The sequence below is a fragment of the Stygiolobus azoricus genome (assembly GCF_009729035.1).
Taxonomy (GTDB): Archaea; Thermoproteota; Thermoprotei_A; order Sulfolobales; family Sulfolobaceae; genus Stygiolobus; species Stygiolobus azoricus.
The window spans coordinates 1604467-1630952 of record NZ_CP045483.1; the positions used below are offsets into that span (position 1 = coordinate 1604467).

General features: G+C 37.6%; 29 protein-coding genes. 7 read left to right on the plus strand and 22 right to left on the minus strand.

Annotated features, from left to right (window positions below):
• Positions 1 to 19: 19 nt before the first annotated feature.
• Positions 20 to 574 carry a metallophosphoesterase family protein gene (locus tag D1868_RS08795; RefSeq protein ID WP_156007515.1) on the minus strand — a complete coding sequence of 185 codons (555 nt, stop codon included), beginning with the start codon at positions 572 to 574 and terminating at the stop codon, positions 20 to 22.
• A 55-nt stretch (positions 575 to 629) separates the two neighbouring features.
• Here D1868_RS08795 and D1868_RS08800 point away from each other — a divergent pair, with 55 nt between their 5' ends.
• The gene (locus tag D1868_RS08800) at positions 630 to 1739 is read left to right on the plus strand and encodes a tRNA sulfurtransferase (protein ID WP_156007517.1); all 1110 of its coding nucleotides are present in this window, start codon (positions 630 to 632) and stop codon (positions 1737 to 1739) included.
• 38 nt (positions 1740 to 1777) lie between these two features.
• Here D1868_RS08800 and D1868_RS08805 read toward each other — a convergent pair whose 3' ends face one another.
• From D1868_RS08805 to D1868_RS08860, 12 genes are all read right to left on the minus strand, one after another.
• Positions 1778 to 2833 carry an inositol-3-phosphate synthase gene (locus D1868_RS08805; protein WP_156007519.1) on the minus strand — a complete coding sequence of 352 codons (1056 nt, stop codon included), beginning with the start codon at positions 2831 to 2833 and terminating at the stop codon, positions 1778 to 1780.
• Complete coding sequence (gene nuoN / locus D1868_RS08810; RefSeq protein ID WP_156007521.1) at positions 2830 to 4224, minus strand: NADH-quinone oxidoreductase subunit NuoN; 1395 nt, start codon at positions 4222 to 4224, stop codon at positions 2830 to 2832. Before nuoN ends, D1868_RS08805 begins: the two co-directional genes overlap by 4 nt.
• A 4-nt stretch (positions 4225 to 4228) precedes the next feature.
• Complete coding sequence (locus D1868_RS08815) at positions 4229 to 7645, minus strand: proton-conducting transporter transmembrane domain-containing protein (RefSeq protein WP_156007523.1); 3417 nt, start codon at positions 7643 to 7645, stop codon at positions 4229 to 4231.
• 3 nt (positions 7646 to 7648) lie between these two features.
• Positions 7649 to 7933: an NADH-quinone oxidoreductase subunit K gene (locus D1868_RS08820; RefSeq protein ID WP_156007525.1), complete on the minus strand. Its 285-nt coding sequence runs from the start codon at positions 7931 to 7933 to the stop codon at positions 7649 to 7651.
• Entirely contained in the window at positions 7930 to 8439 is a 510-nt protein-coding gene (locus D1868_RS08825) for an NADH-quinone oxidoreductase subunit J family protein (protein WP_156007527.1), read from the minus strand. Before D1868_RS08825 ends, D1868_RS08820 begins: the two co-directional genes overlap by 4 nt.
• Positions 8423 to 8944, minus strand: coding sequence for an NADH-quinone oxidoreductase subunit NuoI (gene nuoI, locus D1868_RS08830; protein WP_156007529.1), 522 nt, complete (start codon positions 8942 to 8944; stop codon positions 8423 to 8425). Before nuoI ends, D1868_RS08825 begins: the two co-directional genes overlap by 17 nt.
• Positions 8932 to 10002, minus strand: coding sequence for an NADH-quinone oxidoreductase subunit NuoH (nuoH, locus tag D1868_RS08835; RefSeq protein WP_156007531.1), 1071 nt, complete (start codon positions 10000 to 10002; stop codon positions 8932 to 8934). The genes nuoI and nuoH overlap by 13 nt, the downstream gene beginning before the upstream one ends.
• Complete coding sequence (locus D1868_RS08840) at positions 10002 to 11207, minus strand: NADH-quinone oxidoreductase subunit D (protein WP_156007533.1); 1206 nt, start codon at positions 11205 to 11207, stop codon at positions 10002 to 10004. Before D1868_RS08840 ends, nuoH begins: the two co-directional genes overlap by 1 nt.
• Positions 11191 to 11697 carry an NADH-quinone oxidoreductase subunit C gene (locus D1868_RS08845; RefSeq protein WP_156007535.1) on the minus strand — a complete coding sequence of 169 codons (507 nt, stop codon included), beginning with the start codon at positions 11695 to 11697 and terminating at the stop codon, positions 11191 to 11193. The genes D1868_RS08840 and D1868_RS08845 overlap by 17 nt, the downstream gene beginning before the upstream one ends.
• A gap of 4 nt (positions 11698 to 11701) precedes the next feature.
• On the minus strand, positions 11702 to 12091 hold the full coding sequence (locus tag D1868_RS08850; RefSeq protein WP_156007537.1) for an NADH dehydrogenase subunit 3: 390 nt from the start codon (positions 12089 to 12091) through the stop codon (positions 11702 to 11704).
• Between the two features lie 130 nt (positions 12092 to 12221).
• The gene (gene thyX / locus D1868_RS08855) at positions 12222 to 12977 is read right to left on the minus strand and encodes an FAD-dependent thymidylate synthase (RefSeq protein ID WP_156007538.1); all 756 of its coding nucleotides are present in this window, start codon (positions 12975 to 12977) and stop codon (positions 12222 to 12224) included.
• Between the two features lie 112 nt (positions 12978 to 13089).
• A complete protein-coding gene (locus tag D1868_RS08860; protein WP_156007540.1) occupies positions 13090 to 13428 on the minus strand; it encodes a DUF2175 domain-containing protein in 339 nt (112 codons plus the stop codon).
• A 44-nt stretch (positions 13429 to 13472) separates the two neighbouring features.
• On the opposite strand from D1868_RS08860, the gene D1868_RS08865 reads away from it, so the two are divergent.
• The gene (locus tag D1868_RS08865) at positions 13473 to 14633 is read left to right on the plus strand and encodes a YyaL domain-containing protein (protein ID WP_156007542.1); all 1161 of its coding nucleotides are present in this window, start codon (positions 13473 to 13475) and stop codon (positions 14631 to 14633) included.
• 4 nt (positions 14634 to 14637) lie between these two features.
• On the opposite strand, the gene D1868_RS08870 is transcribed toward D1868_RS08865, so the two are convergent.
• Together D1868_RS08870 and D1868_RS08875 are read right to left on the minus strand one after the other, a co-directional pair.
• Complete coding sequence (locus D1868_RS08870) at positions 14638 to 15342, minus strand: Rossmann-like domain-containing protein (protein WP_156007543.1); 705 nt, start codon at positions 15340 to 15342, stop codon at positions 14638 to 14640.
• A gap of 207 nt (positions 15343 to 15549) precedes the next feature.
• Positions 15550 to 16695 (minus strand): NAD(P)/FAD-dependent oxidoreductase, encoded by a 1146-nt coding sequence (locus tag D1868_RS08875; protein WP_156007544.1) that lies wholly within the window; start codon positions 16693 to 16695, stop codon positions 15550 to 15552.
• Positions 16696 to 16799: 104 nt separating this feature from the next.
• Here D1868_RS08875 and D1868_RS08880 point away from each other — a divergent pair, with 104 nt between their 5' ends.
• A complete protein-coding gene (locus D1868_RS08880; protein WP_156007545.1) occupies positions 16800 to 17246 on the plus strand; it encodes a PadR family transcriptional regulator in 447 nt (148 codons plus the stop codon).
• On the opposite strand, the gene D1868_RS08885 is transcribed toward D1868_RS08880, so the two are convergent.
• The 3 genes from D1868_RS08885 to D1868_RS08895 all read right to left on the minus strand — a co-directional run bounded on the left by D1868_RS08885 (position 17236) and on the right by D1868_RS08895 (position 19980).
• A complete protein-coding gene (locus D1868_RS08885; protein WP_156007546.1) occupies positions 17236 to 17790 on the minus strand; it encodes a thiamine-phosphate synthase family protein in 555 nt (184 codons plus the stop codon). The genes D1868_RS08880 and D1868_RS08885 overlap by 11 nt on opposite strands.
• A gap of 89 nt (positions 17791 to 17879) precedes the next feature.
• Positions 17880 to 18659: a slipin family protein gene (locus D1868_RS08890; RefSeq protein WP_156007547.1), complete on the minus strand. Its 780-nt coding sequence runs from the start codon at positions 18657 to 18659 to the stop codon at positions 17880 to 17882.
• A gap of 16 nt (positions 18660 to 18675) precedes the next feature.
• Complete coding sequence (locus tag D1868_RS08895) at positions 18676 to 19980, minus strand: thermopsin family protease (RefSeq protein ID WP_231112357.1); 1305 nt, start codon at positions 19978 to 19980, stop codon at positions 18676 to 18678.
• Between the two features lie 33 nt (positions 19981 to 20013).
• Here D1868_RS08895 and D1868_RS08900 point away from each other — a divergent pair, with 33 nt between their 5' ends.
• From D1868_RS08900 to D1868_RS08910, 3 genes are read left to right on the plus strand one after another with little or no spacing between them, the layout of a single operon-like run.
• On the plus strand, positions 20014 to 20376 hold the full coding sequence (locus tag D1868_RS08900) for an NfeD family protein (protein ID WP_156007548.1): 363 nt from the start codon (positions 20014 to 20016) through the stop codon (positions 20374 to 20376).
• On the plus strand, positions 20363 to 20683 hold the full coding sequence (locus D1868_RS08905) for a hypothetical protein (protein ID WP_156007549.1): 321 nt from the start codon (positions 20363 to 20365) through the stop codon (positions 20681 to 20683). Before D1868_RS08900 ends, D1868_RS08905 begins: the two co-directional genes overlap by 14 nt.
• On the plus strand, positions 20676 to 21503 hold the full coding sequence (locus D1868_RS08910) for a gamma-glutamylcyclotransferase family protein (protein WP_156007550.1): 828 nt from the start codon (positions 20676 to 20678) through the stop codon (positions 21501 to 21503). The genes D1868_RS08905 and D1868_RS08910 overlap by 8 nt, the downstream gene beginning before the upstream one ends.
• 132 nt (positions 21504 to 21635) lie before the next feature.
• On the opposite strand, the gene D1868_RS08915 is transcribed toward D1868_RS08910, so the two are convergent.
• On the minus strand, positions 21636 to 22535 hold the full coding sequence (locus D1868_RS08915; protein WP_156007551.1) for a 4-hydroxybenzoate octaprenyltransferase: 900 nt from the start codon (positions 22533 to 22535) through the stop codon (positions 21636 to 21638).
• A gap of 3 nt (positions 22536 to 22538) precedes the next feature.
• The gene (gene cimA / locus D1868_RS08920) at positions 22539 to 24113 is read right to left on the minus strand and encodes a citramalate synthase (protein ID WP_156007552.1); all 1575 of its coding nucleotides are present in this window, start codon (positions 24111 to 24113) and stop codon (positions 22539 to 22541) included.
• 62 nt (positions 24114 to 24175) lie between these two features.
• Between cimA and D1868_RS08925 the strand changes: the two genes are divergently transcribed.
• Positions 24176 to 24742 (plus strand): hypothetical protein, encoded by a 567-nt coding sequence (locus D1868_RS08925; RefSeq protein WP_156007553.1) that lies wholly within the window; start codon positions 24176 to 24178, stop codon positions 24740 to 24742.
• Between the two features lie 26 nt (positions 24743 to 24768).
• Here D1868_RS08925 and D1868_RS08930 read toward each other — a convergent pair whose 3' ends face one another.
• The gene (locus D1868_RS08930; protein WP_156007554.1) at positions 24769 to 25590 is read right to left on the minus strand and encodes an ABC transporter substrate-binding protein; all 822 of its coding nucleotides are present in this window, start codon (positions 25588 to 25590) and stop codon (positions 24769 to 24771) included.
• A complete protein-coding gene (locus tag D1868_RS08935; RefSeq protein WP_231112358.1) occupies positions 25587 to 26393 on the minus strand; it encodes a hypothetical protein in 807 nt (268 codons plus the stop codon). The genes D1868_RS08930 and D1868_RS08935 overlap by 4 nt, the downstream gene beginning before the upstream one ends.
• Between the last annotated feature and the right edge of the window lie 93 nt (positions 26394 to 26486).

Here is a 26486-nt window from a genome sequence, read left to right on the forward strand (position 1 = left end):
AACACTTTTAGAACAAAAGTTACAACCTAACAATCTCAACTCTGCCGTTAACGATCTTGACGTATCCTCTGTCATTATAAAGATTCCTTACGAGACTTAAAGTCCCGCTGTTTACACACTTGAGTTTTCTAAAGTTCACTAGGGCATGAGAATGTCCTAATATAAAATAATCGGAAAAATTACTCCTGAATATTCGAGCTAAAGTACAGAAACCTAAAGGTGGTAAATAATAATTGACTTTTTTCATTATTTTAGCCAATGAATACTGTGTTGATTCACTCAAAATTTGATGACCGTGAAAAAACACAAATTTCCTATTACCATTAACGACATCTAAGTATTCCGTATCGCCTTCTATTACGTCTTCATCTCCTTTAATGTACACTACTTCTTCGGCCTTAAGCTCTTTCAGAAAATTTCTATATTCTCCTCCTTCATTGACTACTATATCACCTAATAAGACTAGCAGTTGAGGCTTTTCTTTTTCCACTATTTTCTTGACCTCTTTCTCATCACAATAAGGGTAGTGAACGTCAGAGAGTACCAAGATTTTCCCGTTTACAAATTTTATCATTAATTAAAGATGACTTTATGGGAATAAAAATTGAGGAATAAATGTAGTATAGATCATGACATTAGTACTCATAAGACCTGCAGGAGAACTTATGATTAAGTCAAGCTATGTGAGGAAATATTTCCTTAGAAAATTAATTGCTAATGTTTCTTCTGTCATCACTGTTAAAAGCTGGAAGGCTGATCAGGGTTACGTTATTATAGAAGGGGAAGGAGACATAAACAAACTATCTCATGTTTTTGGCATATCTTATTACTATACTGCCGATGAGGTTAACTTTTCTAGCACTCAAGAACTAGCTGTAATGGCGCGTGAGAAGTTTAAAGAAATAGTTAAAGGTAAGAAGTTCGCGGTAAGGGTGAGAAGAAACGGTAAACATAACTTTACTAGTTTAGATGTAGCCAGGGAAGTTGGGAAGGAGTTATTACCCTTTAGTTCTGGCGTTGATCTTGACAATCCAGAAGTAGTTGTTAGAATAGATATCCTACAAAATAAGGCTTACCTTTATTCAGAAGAGCGAGAAGGCCCTAGAGGCTTTCCAGTGGGTAGTACAGGGAAAACTATAGTGTTATTTAGTGGAGGAATTGACTCACCAGTAGCAACATGGATGATGATGAAGAGGGGTGCTAGGCCTTTGTTATTAAACGTGATGCTAGGAGGAGATATACAAAAGAAGATTATAATAGAGGAAGCGAAAGTTTTGAGAGAATGGAGCGGAGTAGAAAAAATAAAAGTGTATTTTGTTGATGGAATAAAACTGTCTACTTATTTAGCAAACGTAAACAAGTTCATAAGAGTCATCATGCTAAAGAGACTAATGTATAAACTAGCTGATGAACTTGGAAAGAAATCGGGAGCTTACTCCATTACAACCGGAGAATCTCTATCCCAGGTCTCGTCTCAGACTATGAAAAACCTCTTCGTAAGTGAGTTTGGCATTAGTAGACCTGTATTTAGACCTTTAATAGGTATGGATAAAGAAGAGATTGTAGAGATAGCCAGGAAAATAGGCACTTTTGAACTTTCCTCAAAAATGCCCGAATATTGTATAATATCATCTAAGAACACAGTAAGAGCTAGATTAGGAGAAGTACTAGAAGACGAGAATAAGTTAAACATAGATATAAAAGAGTTACTGAGCCAAGCAGAAGTAGTTGAGATCTAGACAGTTAGGAAAATAGTATCAGCACTCATACGATTATATCACCTATCAAGCCGGGGTTCTGTCATCACTTTACTCAAATAATCCAACATTAATCTCCTTGACTCTTCCGTACTATCATATATAACTGGAGGTTTTTTAAAGTAATATCCACATATCTCTGGGATAGCCCCTCCTATCCCTTTATCTTTTAATACTTTCGCTATCCTTATCAAGTCTATCAGAGGGGTTACAGCATTAAAAGAATCATAAGACTTAAAAGATATGTCAACCCTTACGGGTATACCTATGGAGTACTCCCCCTCTATAACCATATAACTCACTCTTCTATCTCCTAGAAACTCAACATAGTCTGACGTCCCGGCGACAACACTTGCACCGTTCGAGTGCTTAGATATATATTGACTTTTTATTCCCTTCTTCAGATCCTTTCTCCATTCCTCAAGGGTGATTAGCGTCTCGGTAGTTCCAGAAATATCTATCTGATAAGTTCTTGTAACCCTTACACCTCTACTTTTAAGGAATTCAATAATTCCAGTGTGTAAAGCTGTTCCGCCTATTTGGCTTAATAGATCATCTCCTAGCAAAGGAATGTGTAAATCCTTAAACTTTCTATCTAAGATCTCAACTATCGAAGACGGAGTAGCGTTTATAAACGCTGAGGAAGCTATTAACGACTGTTGTGCATAATATTCGCTAGCCTTCTGTGCTCCAGTAGGCAACAAGTTCACTACTACATCTACTTTCTCCTTCTTTAACTCTTCTGAGACATTTGCTGGGGGGATCTCTGACTCTTCTATTATCCTCTCAAGTACTCCTTCCTTACCGTCTAACGTCTCTCCCCTCATAACAATTACGTCGCTCTTTACCTCCACATATTTAGGCACTACATTCGGCTTTTCGAAAATAGCTTGCGACAGCCTTTTTCCTACTTTTCTCTTATCTATATCAAAAGCCTTAACAACCTCAATATCTTCTGGTTTATAAGGAAGTGAGGTAAGAACACCGTATATAGGTTTGCCTTGTTTAACCCATTCAAGTGACTGTAGTAAAGCACTCGCCACATTGCCTATACCTACAAGAGCGACTCTTATCAAATTAACACCCCAAAAATTAATGGGGCTAATATTCCCACTATAATACTTAAGATTGACGCCACTAAAGCCGAACTTCTCTCAGGAGAACTTACTCGTTGGAAATTACCCTCTCTAAACATCTCCCTTATTGGCGGTATATAGTAACCTGCAGCTATTGCACTGTTCAAGAAACCAATTAGAGTGAGCCAAGGCTGAGAGAAAGAGGATTCCAACACGAAAAGCTTAGCCCAAAAACCTATAATAGGTGGTAAACCTAGTAAGCTCAGTAGCAATATTGACACTGCAAAGGCTAATGCCTTATCTACAGCTGCAACTCCTCTGAACCCCTCATAGGTACTACTTCCACTAATTTTTTCCACATGTGAAAGAGCTAGGAATAGACCAGCTTGAGCTATAGAATATGCTACTAAATATATCATTAATCCAGCTAATCCCACAATCTCGTCATACGGGAACATGGCTATCGGAATTAGCATAAAGCCTACTTGTGCTATACTGCTGTAAGATAACATAGCCGCAAAATCCCTTCTCGAAAAGGCTGAAACGTTTCCAAAGACCAAGTTTGCTACCGCGATAATAGTAAACATCACAAAAACGACTAAAGATACTGGGTAGCTCATAGGCTGTATGTAATATAGAATGACCACTAGAGGGGCTATACCGACGATTTTACCTACGCTAGAGACGAAAGCAACTGAAACTCTATCAGCCATTGAGTAAACGTCAGGCAACCACCCTTGGAACGGGAATGCCCCTATCTTGAACAGAAAAGCTACTGAGAAGAACAGTATACCTAAGATAGTTAGTGTCGGATAAGATATTGACGCATCTAAAGACAAGTTATTTATCCCTAGTACATAAAATGCTAAACCCGCTATCATGAGCGAGCTTGAGAGCAATCCCATTACAAGATATTTAATTCCAGCTTCAGTAGAGTTATAGTCCTTCTTAAGCATAGCTATTACGTAAGTTGCTGCCGATGCTATACCCCAGGAAGCAAATATCGTCAATACGTTATACGCAAAGGCTAAATAAACTATTCCAAGGTTTGTTAATGTAACCAGAGATAGGAATGAGCTTCTATTATCCCAATTCTTTAGTTCTGTAATTCCTCCACCTATCACTATTAATGATGCAAGTATAGAGGCTATAACTATGAAGTAGCCAAAAGGAGTCAAGTATACTGAGTTAGAGAACAGAGAATAATTATAGTACTTTAACAAGAAAGATGCTAAGAATACGAGAAGAGAGACTAATAAGGTCACAAAAGTAAGGTAGACTGACCGTAAGAACCCCTTTTCCTCTCCGTTATCAAGGAATAAGACTATAATTGATGACGCTACCATAATTAATGAAGGAATAACTAAAGGTAAGTAGAGAGAGAATTGCATCTATTCACACCCCCATTATAATTATTAAAATAATAAAGATCAGGACTACAAACCCACTTAAGTATAGTAAAATATAATCCCTCAAGATTCCCGTGTCTGTAACCTTGACCAAACGTGTTCCCACATTTATTATCCCTTGAGGTAATTTGACGTTTAGACCCATATCAATTACACCGTGTTCAAAGTTATTGTAAAGGCCCTGGGCGAACTTGAAGCTAGCAAACCCCAATAAATCGAGGATCGGATTTACATACCAGCCATAGTAAAGGAAGTTTGCCAAAGGTTGAAGAGGAGTCCTACCAATATCTATTCCATTAAGATACAGACCTAAGGATAACAACAAACCAACTAAAGCCCCTATTAATGATATCAAGTCCAGAGAGGTGTAACTAGCGTAAAGACCCAGTGACAATAAGTAAGGTTGGATAGATACGGTAAACAATAAGCCCAAAATAATTGAAGCTATAACTGTGAAGGCAGGGGCAACAACCATTAGAGGGTGAATATGGCCTTCTTCGTGGACTTCCTCACCATTTCTCCAAATGAATGTTTTCACTATATATCTGATTATGTAAACTCCGCCTAGTAATTCCACGATCGCGTAAAGAGCTAGTAAACCGGCGTCAGATACCAAGTTTCCTATAAGGTTGTGAGCCCAGAAACCTATCAAAGGCGGAACGCTAGCGAGGTTTAGAGCAGCTATTAACTGAAGTGTGAAGACTGAAGGTATTTTCTTGTAAAGTGTTCTGAAGACTCCCACGTATCTGTTTTCAGTGTAATGAATCGCACTTCCAGCATTCATGAATAGCGATGCCTTGTATAAGCCGTGGGCTATCATCTGTATTAAACCAACTATAATTCCTGAGGTTAGGAACACTAAATTGCCAGTGGTGGATGCTAGTAATGCACCAACTGATGAAGAGAGTATCATAAGTGATATTTGGTCTGCTGTTGAATAGGCAAGAATTATTTTTTGCTCGTTTGCTGCCAAAGCACCAGTACTGGTATAAATTGCAGTAAACATGGTTATTCCTACCATAATACTCATCAGTATAGTGGTTTGCGGATCAGGGTATAGGAGATAAGGATACATCAAGAACGTAAGAATAGCTCCTAAGTTTACCATAGTGGCAGCATGTATTAAAGCACTCACGGGCGTAGGACCTGTCATTGCTGTTAAAAGCCACTGTGTTAACGGGAACTGCGCACTCTTCCCCAGCCCACCTAGTAGTATCAAGAATAGTATAACCCATCCGTATGGTAAGAAATACACTGTATGTATAGCTGTAAACAGCCCTTGATATAATAGGGTAACTCCTGAGTAGTGAGTACCACTTGTGAGGAATAGCAAGTACCCAAGCCCAACAATTAGACCTACGTCTGCTAATCTTGTAAATATCATAGCCCTTATACCGCTTGTGGTTGGTCTCGACAAGTATTCTATTCCGAATACTTTCCTTCCAAAGTCACCTACTACATTCCTATCATTATCGTCGAGCCAGTAACTTATTAGTCCGTATGATGCCAAACTTGTTCCTTCCCAACCTGCTAAAAATAGTAACACGTTATCTGCGAATACAACGGTCAGCATAGAGGATACGAAGAACCCGAAGAACCCCCAATATCTTCTTAGCACGTTATCTTCCTTCATGTACCCTATACTGTACAAAGATATGAAGAAAGCTAAACCCGATACAAAGACTCCTATAATGCTCTGAATTAAGGAGGAACTGTAGACTAAATAACCGAATAGAGTAAATGCTTGTGTCTGACTGAACAACGGATTGCCGATGGAGGACACCAGATTCTCGACTGACAAAACTAGGGAAATACCTATGAGAAGAGTTATCACAACACCCCTTAAATCCTGATTAACACCCCTAGGAAGTAAGAGAGCTATAAGGGAGCCTAAAGCAGGTAGAATTGTAATCAGGAATAGAGAAATATCGGAACCTTGTATCGTTTGTAAGAAGTTCATGAAAGAGTGAACTAATAACTGAGGGAAGAAAAAGAAGAATATACTGGCTACAGCTATTATCGTCATAGGAATCGTGTATTCGTACGCTTTATCTAAGTCTTTCTTAACCTCCTTAACGCCACCATATACTTTTTTGAATAAATAAGTACCGTAGGCTGAAGACACTCCTATTGCTATCATCAGCAATGCGACAAGTAATATTAGCCAACCTAACCCTATTATCCCTGATAACTGACCTACAGCAAGCAATAACAAAACTTCACTAATCAGTCCAATCGAAGGAGGTAGACCTAGAATATTCAAAAGACCTATAAAGGCTAAAGTTGAATGGAGAGGCGACACGAGATATAATCCTCCCAGTTTTTCTATCTCTCTCTCTTCTAGTTCTGTAATTGATGCACCTGCACTCATGAAAAGTAAAGCCTTACCAAAACCGTGAGATACGTAAATTAATACTGACGCTAACACTCCTAACGGGAGGACTTGTAAAGTTGAGTTAATCCCCAAAAAGAAGGAGACCGAAGCACCCAATAGCATATAACCCATCTGTGAAACACTAGAGTAAGCTAAGAACCTCTTAAAGTCCCTTTGAACTAAAGCATTAAGACCTCCGTAAATCATCGTTATAATAGCCCATCCAATGAAGATGGGAGCTAGGTAGTAAAACGAAGGAAATAGGTAGTAGTATAATATTACAACGTAAATACCTAAACCTACCATGTTAGGGCTTAACAGTATCGATATGGGAGTAGGAGCCTCACCGTGCGCATAAGGTAACCAAATATTGAAACCGGCAATTGCACCCTTTATTAGCACTCCAATTACACCTATAAAGAAAATTAACTCTGCATAAGAGATAGTTGAATAATCGTAAGGAACTCCATAAGATGAATAAATGTCCATTTTACCGGTTGTCAAGCCCAAAACAACTATAGAGGTCAAAGTCAAGATTGTCCCTACATGAGTCCATATGAAATACATTAAACTAATTCTCCTTCTGTCACCATAGCCATAAAGAAGGATAAGTAGGAAAGAGGTGACTAGAGCTACCTCTAGGAATACATAAAGCTCCAGTAAATTAGTGGATATGACTACGTAAAGCATAGAAATCGCGAATAACGTGTATAGACCATAATATAGGCTCCATGACTCCTTACCTAACTCGTGGAACTTTTTCTCCATATATCGCGAGGAGTAATAAGTCGTTACGAGGGTTACCACCAAGATTGTAATCACAAAGGCGTAGTTGAAATTGTTTACAGTAAACCCAAAGCTCCCTATATTGCTCGCTACATAAAATGTGTAATAAAGACCGTACTTAAATACAAAATAGACGTTAACTAGGATAGATAATGCTGCTACAACCCCGCTTTGCTTACCTCTAACAAAAAAGGTAATTAAAGCGAGAGCGAAAGATATAATGAAAACAATTAAGGACAACATTCCTCATTCCACCTCTAAACTACCTTTGGACCTATAATATAGAAATATAGCTGCAAAAGCTACAACGACCTCGATAAGAGCCATACCAATTGCAAAAATAGAGAAAAATATGGGTAAATAAACTTTATTTAGGAGGGATGAAGCTGAAAAAACCATTAGGATTGAGGCATTAACAATAATCTCCGAGGATAGTAAGATTCTGATTATATTCTTGCTATTAACTAAACCATAAGCTCCTATAGCAAGTAGTATTGAGGCTACAGTTAAACCCAAATCACCTAGTATCATGCCTTCTCACCTCTAGCAAGAGACAAGGCTTCAATCACAGTAGTGAGTAAGGCTACTATTAGAATGACTGTTGGGAACCAATACTGTTGCAAAAAAGTATTTGCAAATTTCACTAAACTAAATACAGTTGACTCCGCTGAGGCTGGAGATATAGACGAGAACGTCACAAATAGCCCTATGTAAACTAAAGCCCCCACTATAACAGCAGCTACGCCAGCCCAAGGTATCTGCACCTCCTTTACTTCTAATCCTCTAAGTATTACAAGTGATATGGAAAGAAATACTACTGCAGAACCTACGTATAGGAGCAAGTGAAATACTGAGTAAAAAGCATAAGCCGACGGGCTTAGCAACGCTATAAGTACAGCTATACTTATTCCTAGAAAGGCAAGCCCTATAGAGGCGTAGAACACGTTTCTTTGTCTAGTTATAAATATTGCCGAAGCTATGCTTAAAATTGAAAATAAAAGAAATAACATTATTTGAAGATCATTCGTCTGGAACATATCTTATCCCCTTCTTTTCATCTATTATCGCTTTCACTTTCTTTACGACACCTTCTACCGGGGCTGGCTCATCGAAATCTTGACTAAACTTGTCTGGTCTAAACACTAGATCTCTTCTATTAGTAAATACAGCATCATGAACTCTAGTCTCCTTAAGAGCATCTACTGGGCATACATCGACACAGAAACCACAAAACACACACCTCCCATAGTTGATAGTTGGTAACTTTTTACCTTCCTCAGTGACCATTTTCATAGCATCCGCTGGACAAATTAATGCACATAAAGTACAACCTATACATATGTCCTTGTAAAGCCTTATCATTCCTCTATAACCAGTAGGCAGACTCAATGACTCTTCTGGGTACTTTAGTGTTATCCTTTGCGGAGATATCATATATTTAAGCCCTGTACCTACTGCTTGAAGGTGATCTGCAAAGAGCCTGAAGGGATTCTCCTTTTTATACTCCTTAATTTTATGGTTTTGTTCCTTTACCTGATCCATATCCAACCCACCACCAAACCTAAAATAATTGAGGAAAAAGCTACGGGTAATAAATACTTCCAAGACCCACGCAGGGCTTGGTCTATCCTGTATCTACCGTAAACACCCCTCAAAAAAACTGAAAACCATAAAACTGCTATTGCCTTTATTGACGTAATTAATGCTCCAGGTAGCCCTGAAAGAGGTGCCCAACCACCTAAAAACAGATCAGCAAATATGAAAGAATAAGCGAATGTGGCTATGTAACCTCCACCCATAGCTAGAACAAATAAGAAACCACTATACTCTGTTGCAGGCCCTACTACTAACTCACTTTCAGCTTCTACAATCTCGAATGGAAACCTACTAGTGGCCATTATCATCCCTACGAAGAATACTAAAGCCGCTAATGGATTAGCTATGATACCTGGAATTCCAGTAGTTACCACCCTTGCTATATCTAAAGTGTGGTACTCTAGGGCTATAGCTACAACTGCCATGAGTATTAGAACGTCGTAAGATACAGACAATAACGATTCCCTAACAGCACCTAAAATAGCAAATCTGTTATTAGTAGCCCAAGCTTGTAGAAGTATAAATATTGGAATTATAGCCAATATGCCAAGCACTAGAACCATATTATACTCGACAAAGTAACCTACTAAAACCCCTTGTCCTATTTCGGGGTCGTAAAAATCATGATAATAGGGTGAAAAAACAGAACCGCTTTGTGGTATTGATGAAAAGGGAATTAACACCATTGGTATAAAACTAAATGCTAATGGTAATATAGGGGCTAATACGTACAAGGTGGGATTTACTCCGTTAGGTATTATTATTTCTGAGAACACTAATCTAATTGCGTCTGCTACTAGCTGTAATATTCCTCCAGTCCTCTTGGAGACGTATAATGGACCTATCCTCATCTGCACTCTCGCAGCTGCTTTTCTCTCAAACCATATGGTTATCAACAGTATTATTGTAGTAAATATTAGCCCCGGAAATATTATTACTGCAAAAAATGAAGGATAAAAGAAATAGAACTTTATCAAACTAATTATATGGGAAAGGGACAACATTACCTATCCGCCTCCGGTGGGAAGTAATCTAAACTACCGTAAATTGCAACTAAATCTGCATATCTAGAGCCTTTAGCTAACTGCTTAAACACGTAAATCAAACGATATGAAGGTGTTATCATCCTTAGCCTGTAAGGTTTAGGTGAACCGTCACTTACTATATAATATAATAGTTCACCCCTAGCTGCCTCTACCCTACTTACAGCTTCCCCCTTAGGAGGTCTAAACGATGCATAATATCCAGGGAATACTATTTTTTTCTGACCTTCCCACCATTTCTTTAACCTAGTTGGTGGAATTTGTTTAAAGAACCTGTCACTTAGAATGTTACCCTCCGGAATTTCCTTTATAATTTGTTCAATCATCCTCATACTTTGCTCAACCTCTTCGAACCTGACTAATAGCCTAGCATAAGCATCGCCCTCTTTGTAAACGGGTATCTCAAAGTCTAGCTTACTATATGCTGCATAAGGCTCTATCTTCCGCACGTCATAATATACACCAGAAGCCCTAAGGTTAGGACCTACAGCTCCCCATTTTATCGCATTCTCATAAGTCATCACTCCGACGTTTTCTAATCTACTCCTTATATTAGGATTATTAACGAATATCTTATACCAGTCCTTAATTTTCCTTCTTTGATAAGCTAGGGCTTTTTCGATCATCTCCTTTATTGCTGGAGTTAGATCTCTCCTGACCCCGCCTGGGATAACATAGGAATTGGTAACTCTTGCCCCGGTTAAAGCTTGAAGAATCTCTACCCACACTTCTCTATCTCCAAATCCCCACATAAACCCCGTTGAGTGACCTAAGAAAATCGCAAGAATACCCGTACCGTAGAGGTGACTGGCTATTCTGTTTATTTCTGCAGCGAGAGACCTTAGATACTGTGCCCTTTCAGGCACATCTACCCCTAATATTTTCTCCACGGCAAGTATGTACCCCAAATTCATGTGTATTGAATCCAATATAGCAGGCCTTTCGACCAAAGGGATCAAATGCATATAGTTCCTTATTTCGCTTAGTTTTTCCACCGCTCTATGTACATATCCTACGTCTAAATCTACGTCCTCAATAATATCACCGTTGAGCTTTACATAGATTCTCATGTGCCCTGAACCAGGATGCTGAGGACCTACGTTAAGCTCTCCTCGCACTGGAATAATATCCACCTGTATACCTGAAGGTTCAGGTTGACTTGTCAATAAACAACCCCTCCTGTTTTAATTTAAAGCTCTTCCTCAGGGGATATACCCCTTCAAAGTCTTCATCTAAAAATAACCTTCTCAACTCAGGATGACCTTCAAATATAATCCCTAGCATTTCGTAAGTTTCCCTCTCACCAGTCCACACACTTTCCCAGACTGAATAAAGGGAAGGGAATTTAGGATCTTTGTAGCTCGTTTTAGACTTAACGGCTAATATGACTTTAGCGAGCTCAGGAACAGAATAAGAAGATACGTGGTAAACTACTTCAAATTGGTTCTGCTCGGGATAATCAATTCCTGTTACACTTTTAACGTGATCAAATCCTATTTCTTTTAGATAACTGGCTACTTGAATGATTTTAGATTTGTCTACCTCTACATACCCTCTAGTATCTGATTCAGCTTTTCCAGTAACCTTAAACTTTCCAATTAGGTCTTGAATAACTTTTGAGAGAAGAGATTGAGGGACTTGTTGAGAAGACGACATTATATCACCTCCTAATTATCCAATACTGTATTATATTAACTTGCTTTACTGCATAGTACAGAACCGGATAAAGGACAACTATAGTTGTAAATACTATTATTAGGAGATTCCTAAACAGTATAAACGAGGTAAAGTAGGATGCCTCAGATATCGAGAACAAAAGGACAATGATCGGTTCAATTGAGGTGTATACTAATAAGTACCCGTAATACTGAAGGGGAAACCAAAGCCTACCTTCTCCAAAAGGAATGTTGCCGGCTTCAAATCTACTAACCTTTAAAGGGTTAAATTTCCCTTCTACCACTAGAGATAGAACCTTATATCCGCCATAGCCTGCAGCTAAGAATAACACGAGAGGGAGACCAAAGGCCAGAATTGCCTGCGTAAACGCCATCAGGAATATTCTAATTTTATCACCTAAAATACCTTTCTATCAATTGTTAGGAAAAGATAACATAAACTAAAAAAGAGATTTAAACTATAACGTTCTATTTCTGTTTATTACCACTTGAAGATAAGACTAATTAATGTGATAGTTTTGAATTTTGTATGCATTTATAAATCCCTTCTTTCGGGACTCCTTCTATACAACGCCTTGATATAAACTCCGTCTTCTCACTTATCTCGTCAAGAGTTATAGGTGAATCACGGATGAAGTTTTCGTGAATAATGCAATTAGGTCCAGCATAGCGGAATAACTTGGGATGTACTTTCTTCACCTCTTCTAACATCTTCCACGCTATTTGGCGTATTTCCCACTGTGCCCTTGAACACAAACGCAAAGCGAAAAAGTTGTATAACTCTCTAGCATTCATAGTTACAACGACGTTTGTATTGACACCATTAGGCAAAACATAACGAGCATCTTCTTCAGGTACACCAGCCTCTAGGAGTTCATAGTAGTATTTGTACGCTTCTCTATATGCCTTCTCTACTGTTTGCCCAGCCCGATTCTTAGTAGAGGGTGGTATAACGGGTTGGTAGTATTCATCAACTGGTTTTGCAAAGCGATGACTCATTTGAGTGTATGAGGCAATTCTATGCCTCACCAGTTGATGAGATGCTACTCTCGAAATACCTTCAATCGAGAAAGTGTAGACTGAATGCTCAAGCACAGACCAATACCCGTGGATTATTGCGTCCCTTATCCACTCCTCTACTTCCTCATCACTCATAGTTTGTTCGTGGTACTCCCACCCTTTTCTCGATCTACTCATTTTTGCCGCAATTGCCACAACTCTCTCTCCGTCTCTAGTATAAGAAACTAATATGACTTTCATTTATATAAATACTTACTCATTGAATTAAATTATATCGTCTTGGACCTAGTATTACGTATTACCTCATCTAGAATCTTTTAGAATCTTTTAAAATAAACATAGAATAAAAAGGTTAACTTGTTATAGAGCTTAATTTCTCTACGAGCCGGGTGAGAATTGCAGCGTTCTTCTCAGCATCTTTTTCAGTCTGTTCTAATGCCTTTTTAACTTCTTCATTGTCACCAGCTTTTGATATCCTCTGTTTATACACTACTATTTTGTTTAACTCGTCTTGAAGCGAATCAAGAACTATGTTCATTGTGTCTTGGCTAACTCTTGCTGTTTTGAGCGCTTTCTCTTTTAGGCACGTGAAGTGTACTACTGCTTTATTTGATAAATAGGTGAATAATTCGTCCCAATATATTGGATTCCCGCATAGCCCGCAGCTCCATTTAGTTTGTGGTCTACTCATTAGAGAGAGTAAGTTATTAAACTGAAATAAGCATTACGGTATGTATGATATCCGAAAAGACTCTGGCTGACGCAAAATTCTATGGAAAATTATTAGCTATATTCTTTACTTCTGACAAATGTAATATATGTGATGAATTGTTTGAAAAGATAAGTAAATTACAAATAGCACAGAAGTTTTATTTGATAAAATTAAACTCCATAGAGTACTTACAATACACGGTAAGGTATAGTAGAGGTATAATACCATCTATAGGAATAATAAGTCCTGACGGTAGACTATTAGGAATAATAGAATCAGAAAAAGTAGATTATATAGAGGATAGACTAAGAGATATTTATTCAAATAAGGACAAGATCGCGGGAATATTACCCACAGTACCGCAGAGTGTAGAGGATGTTAACCCAGTAGAATTTTATGACATCATCAATTACGCTATTGACGGTAACCCGATAGACTTCAGAGGCATTCAGTTTCTAAAGTTTTATTCTAGACTACATAAAGAATACGAGAAAATCCTAAAACTAGTTACACCTGCAGACTCAGTTGCAAATTTTTTATTATCCGGAAAGAAGCCGAATTTAGACGAAAAATACACCTCTAATCTAGCGTTAAATGTAATATTGGGAATTGATACTGATGAGTATTCTAAAAAGCTAATGGAAAGAATTAAGGAAGACGGAAGCGTTATAAGGAGTAGTAGAAAAGAGGTGTCTGGTCTTTTAATAGACCAGGCTATGGTAGGAAATGCACTACTAACGTTGTATCAAAACTCCTTTAACGATAGTTACCTTAGCTTAGCTATTAAAGTAGCTGAATGGACATTGAATAACTTAGCTGATAATTTGGGTTTCAGAGATTGTAAAGCAGAAAATGACCTTGTGAAACTTCCGGTTTACGAACCTATTGCTAACTCTGAAGCTGCAATATTTTTTGCAAGACTATGGGCTGTAACTGATGACCAAAAGTACTTAGAAAATGCTAAGAAAGCTATGAACATAAGCTACACTTTAGGTACTGATATAAGGACTTTATCAAGAGTAGCTATAGCCTATCTCAAGATAAACGAACTAATAAAGAGTAAAGAAAAAGTGCCTGATGACATAAGGGTGGAAATCGTTAAAGATAACGGATGCCAGGGTTTAGAGTTTAAATTTAAGGACAAGTGTTATAAAAGTATTGACGAAATAAAGAGTACAATCTAATTTTTCAAAGCTTTGTATAGATTTTATATGTATATTTAGCTAGTTGCCTTCCTGAACCCCCTTCACACACAGTCCTAAAAGCTCTGAATTTATCAAAAGTCTCTACTTTGCTCACATACTCAAATCCGTAGCTTCTAAGAGTAGACGGCGCGTAAACTGAAGATACACCGCTCAAAATCAGGTGGTCAACTGATATCCTCTTAAGTATACTCTCCGTATAACCTGCTACCAATGCAGAAGCAAATATAACAGCAGTATTACATATCTCGGAAGTCAGTGAGGAATACGGTTTTACTATTACTTTGCCGAGGTTCTGAGTCTCGGGGTTTCTAAAATCATAAATAATGATCGAAGAGAATTTATTAGTTTCTACCGTAGGGGAGTAGCCAAATAGGCAAAGTTTATTTCCTTCCATAATATCCAATGGATCGCCCCTTTCAAAGGTCGGTAAAACACTTACCGCGTTTAACACCGATAATGCTACCGACCTCTCTAGCGGATTTGAAGTTAATTTTTCTACTACTTCCTCAGCTTCTTTGCCCATTATTTCTCCACTCATACTATTTTCTCCGTCCAGTATTGTGTGAGAAATCCCAAGACTTCCGTCACTAAGTAGACTTGCTGTAAAGGCAACACCTATACACGAATTTGTAATTTTTTTGCCTTTTAATGCGAACCGTAACTCATTTATTATCTCATCTAAAATCATTACTTACTTAATGATCTTGAAAAGTAAAAAATGAAATGATCACTTCACAGATGAGGATGTTCCACCCCTTGCGATCGGTGAGCTAAACCCGCAAATACTGATGATGAAGTGGGAAGAACCTGAGAAGTGAAGAACGCTCCTTGTCTGATTTTAGCTTAATTTATTTACCTCTTATGTTATAAATTATTGGCGTGATGACACCGGGCACTAACGAGTTTTGATGAGTTGAGGACCACCACTGAAGTATTTTCTTGTTATTTCAAGAAAAGGATCAATAGTTCCCTTTAACGATAACCAGTACAAACTTGTAAAGGATCTCTTAGCTGAGTGGAATATACTGGAAGGACCTAAAGCCCTGCTTTTATTATAGTTCATATAGATAAAGTAACCATTACCGTAACCTCCATACACAGCACACATTGCACTACCGTCAAACTTAATCTTACCAAAACCCATAATATCATTATATATACTGTGAGCGACGTGAATTGCACCATAATGGGCTATTGCTCCCGTCTTAGGAGGTAACATAATGTTAGTCACATCTCCTACAGCATAAATATTGTCAAAGTCATTCACCTTAAGAGTCTCCTTATCTACGGGGATAAAGCCCGAAGAGTCTACTAAGTTACTGAATTCCTCCGCTACATATATAGGAGTATCAATTAAGGCTAAATCGTAGCTTATCTTTTGTCCATCATCAGTTTGAATTACTTTATCTGAAACATTCACTGTCGATATCTTTGCTCCTCTTAAAATCTCTATTCCCAGTTCTTTACTCCTTTCGGCTAACTTCGAAGCCATTGGTTTTTGTAGTTCTGGAGGTTGTGCTACTGGATTAATAAGAGTAATTTTTGCTTCGGGGAACTTCTGTCTGAGTAAGAATGCAAACTCAAAGGGTGCGGCTGGACATTTGATAATACCATAGTATCCGATAACAATCTTTTTACCCGAGAAGGAGTCTATTATTTGCCTTAATTTTAAGGCATTCTCTTCGCTGTGCCAACTAGGTAATGCACCTTTCTTATTTTTAACCCCGGGGGAAAGAACTAAATAATCGAACTCTATTTCCTTACCTTTCTCAGTTACGACCTTTCCATTCTCAGGAGAGACTTTTACAACTCTGTCTTTAACTATTTTAACTCTTTTATCTAGAAGATTATTAATCTCTCTTTTTATGCTTTCAATCCTTTCGTGACCTACTACAAAATCGACTATACCGGGCTGATAAAGATTATAATCTGAAGGTTCTATCACCGTAATTTCCACTTTATCCCCTAGTTTTTTTGCCAACTCGTTTGCAACTGTAGTACCAGCATTCCCTGCTCCTACAATCACGACTCTTTTTTGCATATTTTATAAATCTTGATAATTTGATTTAAAGTTTTTTTACGAAAACTAAGAATTAGGGTATGCCTAAAATTATTTTTAATTTATCAGGGAATAAGTAATAGTGTATGAAAAGAGTAACGATAGAGCGTATGAAAAGAGGAGCATTACGATTTATGGTTCTCTCATCCCTCACTGAAAAACCCATGTATGTTTATGAAATTATAAAAAGCATAGAAGGGAAGACAAACGGTATATATAAGCCAAGCCCTGGCTCTATTTATCCAGTCCTGAGAACTTTGATCAAACAGAATTTAGTTAAAGTAGAAGAGAGAGAAGAAAAAAAGATATATATCTTAACAGAAGAAGGAAGGAAAAAGTTCGAGGAGATGAAAGCTGAAAAAGAATTACTAGTAGACGATAATCCATTGAAGAGAAAAATATTGGACTCACTATTCGAAATAGGTTTTATCCTATACAAACATAGAAAAAAACTAGACGAGAGAAAAATGCAACAAGTTATCGAGATCCTTGAGAAATGTAAACAAAACGTGGACGACCTTTTTAAGGACTGAGAAAGTTCAAAAGCTTCAGGCTTTTCTCAGCAACTATCACTGGGTCTTTATCAATAACATATATTGTTGGCTCCTTTCCTAAGTCTCCTAAGTCAACGATATACTGAGGGATTTTTCCGAACTTCTTGTAAGCCATTTCTACCATGAAGTTCATAGTGTGATGTTCAATTTTTCTACTTTCTTCGGGCTCTTGTTTTCTATCAAAAATATAGGTATCATCTGATGGTAAATTCCTCACTATTTCTTCGTAATACTTCAAGTTTATTGCACTCCTTTTTTCTTCCTCATGTTTCATAGCTGTTATTATAACCCTAGCAATGTGATCAGAAGCACCAAATGCCGGAGGTAAACAGTATATAACCCTATTAAAAGCTACAGTGAGCCTACCAGGAATCGCAGCTACATCTTCAGTAGTTTTAGCCTCTCTCAAAGCATAACCGAAATTTGTACGTATTTCGGGGATTAACAGATAAGACCTTTCGTTATTGGTAAAAATATCTACAGCTTCTTTTAACCTTTTTAAGACCTCCGCTCTTTCATCCATACTTAAATTTTCATTTGTAAAAATTAAAAATCATTATAAGGATGATGAGAAGACCACCTTTGAACCGTGAAATCTTCTAGTCCACCTGACTAAGTATTTGGCTTTGCCTTTAATACCGATAGAGCTGAATAGAGTTCTTGACCTGCTGGAACTACAATTACCATATTACCTCTTTGGGAAATGTCTGAAAGCATCTCTAAGAACCTTAACTGTAAAGCTACGGGATTATTCTGATAAAATGTCGAGGCTTCAGATAATATAGATGCCGCTTGTCTCTCTCCTTCACTCAGAATTATCTTAGCCCTTCTAAGCCTCTCTGCCTTAGCTTGTTCAGCCATAGCAGATAATAGTTCTTGAGATAACCTTATGTCCCTAACAGTCACATTCGTTACTTTTATACCCCATCCTTCTGTTACTTCATCGAGAATAGCTTGAAGCTTCTTGTTTATTTCTTCCCTCTTACTTAAAATCTCGTCTAGTTCCATCTGTCCTATTATATCCCTTAAAGAGGTCTGAGATATATTCAAGACAGCGGTTTGATAGTTACTTACAGAGACTACGGCTTTTAAGGGATCTATTACCTTGTAATACACTACAGCGTCTATTGTAACCGTAACGTTATCTTTTGTAACTATCGTCTGAGGAGGTACGTCAACGTTAACTATTCTTAAGTCTATTACCATGGGCTTATCAACAAATGGTATTAGAAATATTAATCCTGGTCCCTTGACTCCTAATACTCTGCCAAGCCTTAATACCACTGCTTTTTGCCATTCGGCAATAACACGAAGAGATAATGTTAAAAGTATAATAACAATTATTAGCAGGAAGATGATTCCTATAATATCTCCTATTAATGACACGCTCATACTCTAAATTATGTATTCAGTGTTTAAATTTTAATAGTATAGCTGATATAACGACTCCTATACTGAAAGCTAGAATATAGAGCAACAAAACGTAATTTATTGATACTTGCGCGGAATATTTAACTGTATCAGATTTATTACCGAAAAATGAAGATATTGTCTTCTTAAAATTATAATGAGCAATGAAGTTAGCCAACTGGTTATAAGTGGATTTTAAGACTGAAGAAAGCGAAGAAATATAAGGAACCGAAACATAATAAGTTGACGCTAAACTAAAGTTACCTGGAAAATATATTACATAAGTACTTAAGTTATAGTTAAACTCTACGACCCCGCTTGAGTTCGTAATATTTGTCCCAACTGTCGTGAGAATTGAAGGGAACGAGAACTTTTCTAACTCTATTTTTTGCCAATCCAGAGGTTTCCCATTATAGCTTAGTTTTACGAAAATTTTTGATCCATTATTTTCAACTTCTAGTTGAGGTTTAACTGGCCATAATACTTTTAGCTCGGCCTTACCGTAACTTAGTTCTGTATAGGGGGCACATATGTCTGTTAAATTTGATGAGGAGTTTATACCAATTGCACTTTCTGCCGTATCGAGACCTACGGAGAACGCTTGAGGAACTATTTCAAGTTTATTATCTGTCTTATAATATAGCTCCTCTGTACCATGGACGTACATCTGCACTACACTTCCTCCACCAGGTCCGCCAAACACCAACTCAAGATCGTTAGGAATTCCCCTAATCGACAAACCCCCTATCTGAAACAGACCCCCTATAGGTACACGATAGTATATCGACACGTTATTCCCTAATGCATATCCGAAGTCTAAATAAGTTGAGTTAACCGTCATAAAGAGTGCGAGGGAAAAGGGAGTATTAACCTTGAAAGTAGGGCCTAGATAACAGATAACACCTAGTCCTTGATAAGTAGATACGACCCCACTGCTAATATTGGTAGTGAAGGGGCCGCTTAAGTCCCATACATTAACGACAAATGTTACGTCAAAGGTACCATTATTAACTTGATGAAAGAGAGCAACGTCTTGTGCCCAATATAACCCATCTACCATAGCGTTTAGCTGCAAAGACGCGTTCCCGTATGTGAAGTATTGGCCATTAGGGAAATAACTACTACCTATATACATCGAGGTGATATTAACAACCCCTACAACTTCATCAGTATAGTATATCGACGTTAAAGGAAAAAATGACATACCAACTGGGTAAGCTATTTGGGACTGAGAATGAAATTCTAAAGCTAAGGCTATAGGTGCTATTAGAATAATTATCAAAAATATTGATAAAAGTTTCACAAACTTATTACTTCCCTTATTAATTTAAGTATTATGGTAAGCCATATTGCAATACCCATAATTCTCATTCTCGTTGTGATCTTGCTCCTAGTGTTAACGGGACAGTACGCTGATCCAATCGTCGCAGTACCCTCACTAGCAATTGTAGGTTTCATATCTTATAGAATTTTTTACGTAGTTTGGAAGACAAGAGGAAGGAATTTGTATACATATACCGGTAAAATAGGTAAAGCATTAGACGATATCTTACCCGGAAAAGAAGGCTACATTTTAATTGAGGGTGAAAGGTGGCTAGCAATATCGGATGAACCAATATCAGAGGGGGATGAAGTGATAGTAATAGGAATGGAGAACTTAAAACTAAGGGTTAAGAAATATACTCGTGTTAGAGCTTGAACTTAATAAAATTCTGAAATTACGTTCTTACCCTAATTACCAAGTTGAGGAACTGACAGAAACTGACGATAAAGGTGTAGAAAGGAAGATTATAATAATTACCTTCGTCCCTCCTAGTATTTCAGACGCGAGCGGTCTCGATAATGTGGATACGGAGCCTAAATACATAGAAATTAGGGGAGAAGTGAATGAAGTTACTAGAAAAGTAAAAATAGTAAAAGTTGAGATAATTGAGGGAAGTAGGAGGAGAAAACTGGACGAGACTGAACTACAACTTTGGGCGGAATACGTCATTGGAGGTGAGTAGAATTCCGTATTTGTTCGTTTACGGTTCATTAAGATTCGGCTTTGAGCTAAATCATTTTTTAAGAAACTCTAGGTTTGTGGGGTTAGGGTTTGCCGAAGGCTTTAAGATGTACGATCTGGGAAATTACCCAGGTGTAGTTAAAGGAGATGGAATAATCCACGGAGAAGTTTATGAGGTTTCCAATGAAACTCTCAGAATACTCGACCAGGTCGAGGATTTTAACGGAAGGCCTGACGACTTGTATATAAGGGAGAAAATAAAGGTGTATTTTGATTATAAAAGAAGATACAGTATAGACAACGTGAACATTTATGTTTACAATCAAACTATAGAAGGAAGAGAAGTTATAGAGGATGGTGACTATTCAAAATATGCAGGAATGCCAGTAATATTAAATTATTTTGCATATGCTGAAAACACCAACGAAGAGATACTTAAACAGAGAGGTGTCACAAAGATTTTCAAAAAGATACCAGCAATACTCCGAGGCTATAAGATAGTATTTAACACACCTTGTAGATGGGGCTATTGTGCAAATTTGAAGACTGAAGAAAAAGGAAAAGTATGTGGTTATATATACCTCATGTTAGAGAGTGAGCTTAACTCATTAGATAAAGCTGAAAAGCACCTCATAAGGTATATGCGAGACGTGGTAAAAGTTGAAGATGAAAACAATAACGTTTACTTTGCTTATACATACTTGTCTCCATCTGAAGAAGGAGAATTCGAGCCATCACACGAGTACGTTAATTATATACTGCAAGGAATAAAAAGCGGATGGAAGAATTGTATCAGTAGTGGATTGGAAAAATACACGTGATGACGCCCGCCCTCTAGTGAGTGAATGATATGAGAACCCGAGACTGATCTTTATTTTAGTAAAACTTCATTCTATTTTTCAGTGATGAACAAACCCCTGCCTGAATAATGATGATCCTGACCGATTCTGACATTAAATTAGCATCACATCTAATATTACACCCAATCCCAGAACTACCGAAGAGTATATATTATAATAGAAAGCTTTCCCGAAATTCCCTTTAGTAGCAAGGTAGTATGCATACGCCATTATTAGCCCGTGTAAAACAGTAGCTATATAGGCTATATATCCTAAGCCGTAAAAAATGTCCCCCATAAATGCTAATACTACAGACAATATCTGGTTAAAACCAGCAAAAGGCAGAGCCTTGTTTCCCAAAAGTACAGCAAAACTGTGAAGACCCATATTTCTGTCAAACTCCGCATCGGGTATATGATTATATAAATCAAATCCTACAGCCCAGAATATTGCAGATAGAACAAAAAACCACGGCACCCCCTCTAAAAGTGTGAAAAAGGAGTGAACGTATAGTCCTAGAGAAGCCACGGCACCGCTGAATATAGCTAACCCTTGAATAGTAGCTAAGTGATAATTTGCGAAAGCGGTATATCTCTTCATATAAGGATAGGTCATAACAACTAAGGCTACAAGGGGGGAGAGCAGGAAGGCGTAAATGTTTACAAAATAAGCAGACACGAAAAACCCCAAAAGTGAGAATACAATTAACATTTTAGCTTCCTTGACCGTTATCTTTCCAGTAACTAGAGGCCTCGTCCTAGTTCTCGGATTTCTAGCATCTATATCACGATCGGCTAAGTTATCATTAGTCATTCCAGCAGTTCTGAGGAAAAATAATGACAGAAAGATCAAGAATAATATTGAAACTGGAGGAATTTTCTTTATTGCGACAAAAGCACCTAAATATGCCATAGGTAAACTGAAAAATGTCTGTTCTATTCTTAAGAAACGGAAATAGATGTATACCTTACTTCTACTTTCAGTAGCCCCACCTGGATCCCAGCTGTGAACCATTTGTTAATTATTAACCTCAGGGACTTTTAATTTCTTGTTATTAAGTTGCAAATAATAATCTAACCCCTCAATTAATGCCATTACACTAGCCTCGATCACACTGGTAGATACTCCCTCGGTCCTCCACGTCTTCTCATTATCCGTAAACTCGATAGTGACCCTTACCACACTCTCTGTATTTTTGATCTCTCCGGGAAGTATAACCCTATAATCGGTCAGCTTAACTTTACCTATTTCAGGATAAACTTTCTGCAACGCTTTTCTCATGGCTATATCTACTGCATGTACGGGACCCACCCCCTCTGCTACTTCTAATTGTCCGTTTACTTTTACAACTGCTATTGCCAATTCCCTCTCGTTAATGACTTTCCAGTAATCTACTTTTATAAGTGGTTGGTACAACCCCAACTCCTTTAACGCTATTAGAATTGCCGATGCGGGAGCTAGATCAAAACTATACCCTCTGTTTTCAAGTTCTTTTATCTTTGCTAAGGCTGACCTTAACTTGGGATCTTTCTTGTCCACCCTTATTCCGACATTTTCTAGATAAGTTATTAAGTTAGATGAGCCTGAGACTTCAGATATTACAAACCTTCTTGTGTTTCCTACTAACGAGGGATCTATATGCTCATAAGCTCTACTCACTTTCATCACTGCATCAGCGTGTACTCCTGCCTTATGGGTAAAGGCGAAATCACCAACATAAGGCTGATATGGGTTCGGATGTAACCCGGCAATCTCGTAAACTATACGTGATACCTCTTTTAACCTCTTCAAACTCTCTTTTCCTCTCAAGACCTCGAAACCCATCTTCAAGGCTAGATTAGGAATTATCTGGATTAGATCGGCATTTCCAGTTCTTTCCCCTATACCGTTTATAGTACCTTGAACGTGTCTCGCCCCAGCAAGAACACCCATTAAAGTGTTAGCTACTGCACAACCAGAGTCATTATGCATGTGTAAGCCGACCTTAGTCTTCACGTTTTTTACCACATCGGCAGTTATTGTATAGACTTCGTGAGGCAGACTCCCCCCGTTTGTATCTGCTAACACAAGTACGTCGGCTCCTGCATCTTCAGCAGTCTTTAACACACTCAACGCGTAGTCTTTATCTTCCTTATAACCTTGATAGAAGTGCTCAGCATCGAATATTACCTTTAGTCCGTGAGATTTTAAGTAACTGATACTATCGTACACTAAATCCAAGTTTTCCTTTAAACCTATCTTTAGAACGTCTGTAACGTGAAGAGTCCAAGACTTTCCGAAAAGAACAGCAACTTCAACATCAGACTTGACTATGGCATTCAGGCTGGGATCTTCCTTTGCAGGGAATTCCTTCCTTCTCGTACTTCCGAATGCTGCTACCTTAGCTTTAATCAAACTATACTTCTTTATCTCTTTGAAGAACTCCTCATCCTTAGGGTTTGAACCCGGCCAACCCCCTTCTATATAATTTATGCCTAACTCGTCTAACAAGAGGGCTATTCTTATTTTATCATTTAAAGTAAAGGAGATATTTGCGGTTTGTGCTCCATCTCTTAATGTAGTATCCAATACCTCAACAGATTTCGTAAACACCGGTCATAGGTTTACATTAATTAAATAAGAATTTAAATTTTGAGTATAGGACAAGATATCCTATGAACAAAAACTTATCATTTGTATTAGTAGGTATTTTGATCTTTGTTATAGGTCTGGCAGGTAACTTGTTAATGCCTTTTTATTTACCCTATTACCACGAGTTAGATACCGAACTTGTTAACCACAGTGTAAACCTGAAAATTAACCCTGTAACCACCGAAAAAGTTATCAACGTAACAACTAACTCTGAAAATAATACCATATACGTAGTAACTAATAACACGAACGTGAATATTTTTGTATATTATAGTAACCTAACTCTAGCCTTAAACAACAGCAACGGTTTTATAGCAGCTAAGGTTTCTCCAGGTAATTACATAATTGCAGTAAACAACCCCACGCAGGTATCTCAATACGTGTCTTTTCATTACGCTGTCATACCTGCATATGAGTTGACAAACTTCAATAGCTATTCTTCAATAGCGGGTACGGCAACCGAATTTATAATGGCTATAGGAATAGTTATTGCTGGGATAGGTTTAATAAAGATAATGTTTGGTGGGAGATTAGGAACTAAACTCGATAAAATATTACAGACTCCAGAAAGAGGGAAGAAAAGAAAATAGAGGAAAGAGTTCACTTTAATTTCCACTCATTTAAATCCATTAACCGATTCGTAAAGGAACTTAATACCATCAATAATGAAACTAGGCCCCTGATGAGCTAAAAAGTCACCAACAGTGAAGACCACTTTCTTCTTCTTAACTAACTCTTCTAAACCTCTTTCTCTCATCCTTCTTTGAAATCTCTCCTTTTCATAATCCGTAAGCCTTTTCGGTTCATATATTATCAAATCTGGATCTCTCGACAAGACCTCGTCATCACGAGGAGTAAAATAAGCCTCGTCCTTATCATCGAATATATTCTTGCCTCCTACTAAGCTAATCGCGTCACTTACATGAGTAGGATAGCCTGGGGTTATAACACCGCCCAAGTCAAATTCTACATAAACATTCACTCTATTCTTAACATCCTTCTTTTTGTATCTAACTAGAGTATCAACTAAATATCCTGCGAGTTCTCTACCTCTTTCTTTAGCCCCAGTTACTAACGAGATTATTTCTACGTTAGTGATTATCCTGAACACTGAGTTAGTCACACCTAACGGATACACAGTATATCCCTTATTGATTAATCTCTTAGTAAGCTCCTTTTGGGCACCAGTAGTCGTAAAAATAATATCCGGCTTATTCTCCTCAAGAAAATTCTCGTTAACATGAGTATAGCTACCGATCTTAGGCTTTTTTCTAGCTTCCTCAGGCCTGTAACTGAAAGCATCAGTAGCTATTATTTTATCTCCTAACCCCATCATAAACAGCACTTCTGTAGTTGCGGGATCAAGACTTACAATCCTTTCAATCCTATCGGGTACAGAAACAAACTCATCAAGGATCTCATTATACACTTTTCTCATAATTTCAATACACCTAAGCAAGTTTCAAGACCTAAAGCCCTCTTAACACCTTTTAAAACAACCTTACCCCCGTAATTTAACAACAACGATTCACACGTATCGCCTTCAATTACAGACACTTCAGCACCTATTAACTTAGCTAGAGACTCTACCATTCTGTTTCTTACTCCCGTCACTATTACATCAATTCTTTTCTCATTAAGATAAATTGACTTTAACGTTAACTTAATACTATAAAGGATCACCTCAATTGGGATAGGTTGAATAAACTTCAAACCTACTATAACTTTATATGGTTTTAGGGTGAGTCCCTTACAACTGTTCTCCCCTATCAATATATCGGCGTCACAGGGAAAGTCAGCCTTCTCATATCCCTCGGGAAGTATCAACCCATCTATTCCAGAAGAGTATACATAAACCTTTCCCCTTTCTATCAACTTCCTATTCACGTCCCTTAACATTTCTCTCCTAGTCCAATACAACCCGTTTATCCATGAAAACTCCTGAACACTGTAAACACCCATCTCAGACGTTTTAGATGTCAAAACTAAAGTACCGTTTGTGATATCTGATATAATTGAAGCGATAAAAGATACTCCACTCTCAATATTAGTTAAAGGGACAACATATTCACCATTTTCAGATACTGAAATAACAGGTTTTGAATCAACATGTTTTACAGCCCTTGAAATAGGTCCTACCACTACTTTCAGATTCTCCCCTCTGTTTAACACGTAATAACCTAAAGTATCCAACCCCTCCTTAATCTTCTCTGCAGTTTCCGAATTACCTACAACTTTCACTCTAGTAAAATACAACTCGTAATACTAATACGTAAAGATATTATATAAACATTAACATGTAGAATAAAAACATTTAGAGGATTTTTTAATAAA